This is a genomic window from Bacillus sp. AP8 (assembly GCF_000321185.1).
Lineage (GTDB): Bacteria > Bacillota > Bacilli > Bacillales > DSM-1321 > Bacillus_AD > Bacillus_AD massilioanorexius.
The window spans coordinates 1-2,381 of the sequence record NZ_CAPG01000068.1 but is presented as its reverse complement, the minus strand read 5'-3'; the positions used below and the strand labels follow the sequence as shown (position 1 = coordinate 2,381).

The 2,381-nt window shown below is 32.4% G+C and carries 2 protein-coding genes and 1 pseudogene; 2 read left to right on the top strand and 1 reads right to left on the bottom strand.

The genetic code is table 11. The features are described 5' to 3' along the window. Positions 1 to 170: transposase (locus tag BN349_RS26670; protein WP_019243422.1), on the bottom strand; the 170-nt coding region annotated here is incomplete at its 3' end. A gap of 183 nt (positions 171 to 353) precedes the next feature. Here BN349_RS26670 and BN349_RS16405 point away from each other — a divergent pair. Then, positions 354 to 794, top strand: a complete 441-nt coding sequence (locus BN349_RS16405; protein ID WP_019243421.1) for a cell wall hydrolase — start codon at positions 354 to 356, stop codon at positions 792 to 794. Positions 795 to 1,355: 561 nt separating this feature from the next. Further along, positions 1,356 to 1,725: pseudogene (locus BN349_RS24130) on the top strand (hypothetical protein). The last annotated feature ends 656 nt before the right edge of the window (positions 1,726 to 2,381 follow it).

Genomic DNA, 2,381 nt, shown 5'->3' with positions numbered 1-2,381 from the left:
GTATAGGTTTTTATAAAAGCCTGTTTACCATGATATTCATATTTTCTTACCCAATATTGAAGTTTACTTACATGAACACCCATTTCCTTAGCTATTGTATTACAACCTACATTACCTTCTAGATAACGTTTGACTGCGTGAATTTTTTCGTCATTCGTGAATTTTGCCAAAAGAAAAACACCTCCAATTGATAGATTGTGTCTAACAATTGGGGTGCAGTTCAGATTGCAGCTCTTTTTTAAATGGTACAAACGGGACAGGATAGTTAAATAAAGGTATTGTAAGCATTCTTATTTTATAAACAATGGTATCTAAGTAGGCTTTTTTTCATACTATATTTTGGGGGTGGAAAAATGCCAAGAGTTAAATACCGAGATGCAGACGTTAGTTTAATGGCAAGGATGATGAGAGCAGAAGCCGAGGGTGAAGGTGTACAAGGGATGTTATATGTTGGCAATGTAATTGTTAATCGTGCTGTAGCAGATTGTTTAGACTTTAAAGATGTAAGAACTATTGAAGATGTCATTTTTCAGGTGCAAGGAGGAAATTATTCTTTTGAAGCTGTTCAAAAAGGGAATGTATTTTATCAACGAGCGAGAGATTCTGAAAGAAGATTAGCAAGACGAAATTTGGAATTTTGGAGAGATCATCCAGCAAAATATGCCCTTTGGTATTTTAATCCATATGCTCCTTGTCCTCCAACATGGTACGATCAACCTTTTAGTGGTCAATTTAAAAATCATTGTTTTTATGAACCAGCAGCTGGAACATGTGAAAGTGTTTATAACGGTTAGGTTGTATAGGAGCTAGTATTAATTCTGGAGTTTATTGGAATTTTGCCTTTTTAATGCTGCTATGAATAACGAATAAACATTTTTGTTTGTAGGTACTGGTTGGTAACCAACAATAGTCATTCAATGCAACTATTGTAGGTAATGTAACAGTTATTCGTTGAAGAAAACTCCAAACCATAACCGTAGGCTATTTTTCTTAAAGGTTATTTTGGAGTGCGTTTCAAGAAATAAAAAGGGAACTTCCTGTTTAGCTGGTGTTCCCTTTTATATATCAAACATTTAGTAATAGTAATTTAATCAAGGAAGCAAGATTGTGAAAAATTGTAATTAAACTAAAGAGGGCGATTCTTAAATAAGAGGAATCGCTTTTTTGTATGAAAATAAAGAGGGAGTTGAAGAGTGTTATTTAACTTGTGTTCAACAATGGACCATATTGTTGAGAATTTCTTAAAGAGAGTTAGTTATTTATGTTAAAATATTGCGGGTGAAATCAGACTAACTCATAATAATTTTTAAAATATCAAGCAAAGTAATTCAGAGATGAAGAAAGGAGAGTACTATATGGAAAACGTATCAAATGTAGATAAGATAGAATCAATAAAATCTTTAAAATCGACAATTGGCAAACTCAATACTGCCTTGTCCCAGATGACTCAAAAAGGAAAAAAGGAGCAAATACTACCTTAGTAAACGGCTTAAAGCTACTTGCATCGGTTTAGCAGTGTTAGAAAATGTTTGGAATCAAAGACCCCATCATTACACCTTGGAAGAATTAGCAGAGGCTCGCAATGTTCTTACTGGTTTATTTCCGTCAATTGAAAAAATCTATGTTAAGTTAAAGGCTGGTAGTGCCCAAACAACCCTGATAGAAAGAAGAATTAAATCGTTGGAATTAGCTATTCAAGCGATTGACGATCTTTCCAATAAATAATTTCTAACTCAATAGAGTAACGTATGCAATAGCAGAAGATTAAAGCTATCATGTTGGCAGCTTATTTTGTTATGGAATACCCGGTATAGCATTCCTATAATGAATGAAAATGAAGGTTATGATTTTAATTTCGAAAATTACAAAGTTTGTGGTGATATATATTTAAACAAATAGGTTCTAGAGCTAAAGATCAGAGCTCTCATTGAGCAGCCTTTTTGTTATTCAACATCATGAAAAATTGCTTGAAGACTAAAAATTGATAGTGTTATAAAAATTCGAGAGTACTGAACATTCTGTAGACGAAATACTTCTTGTTAAATAAAAAAACCAGCCTAAAAAGGCTGGTGACAAAGGAGATGTTACTTTGAAAAAGCTTGGTTCAATAATAGTATTTAAACCTTAAAAAAACATTAAAAATAAAAATGTTTGTATGATAAAAATAATGTCGCAGGACGTAGATTATGTCTAATAGAACGGATCTTATCTTACGGGGCTAACGAGCAGTTTTGTTCTAGAAAGAACTTATAGGGATAGCGCCAGGAAAATGCGGATTTACATTGTTAAACATTTCAACCCTTTTTAACATTTGCTATTTTAAAAAAAGTATGTTATTCTATAAAAGAATTATTTTTGTTCGGTTTCAGATTGAGAATAAA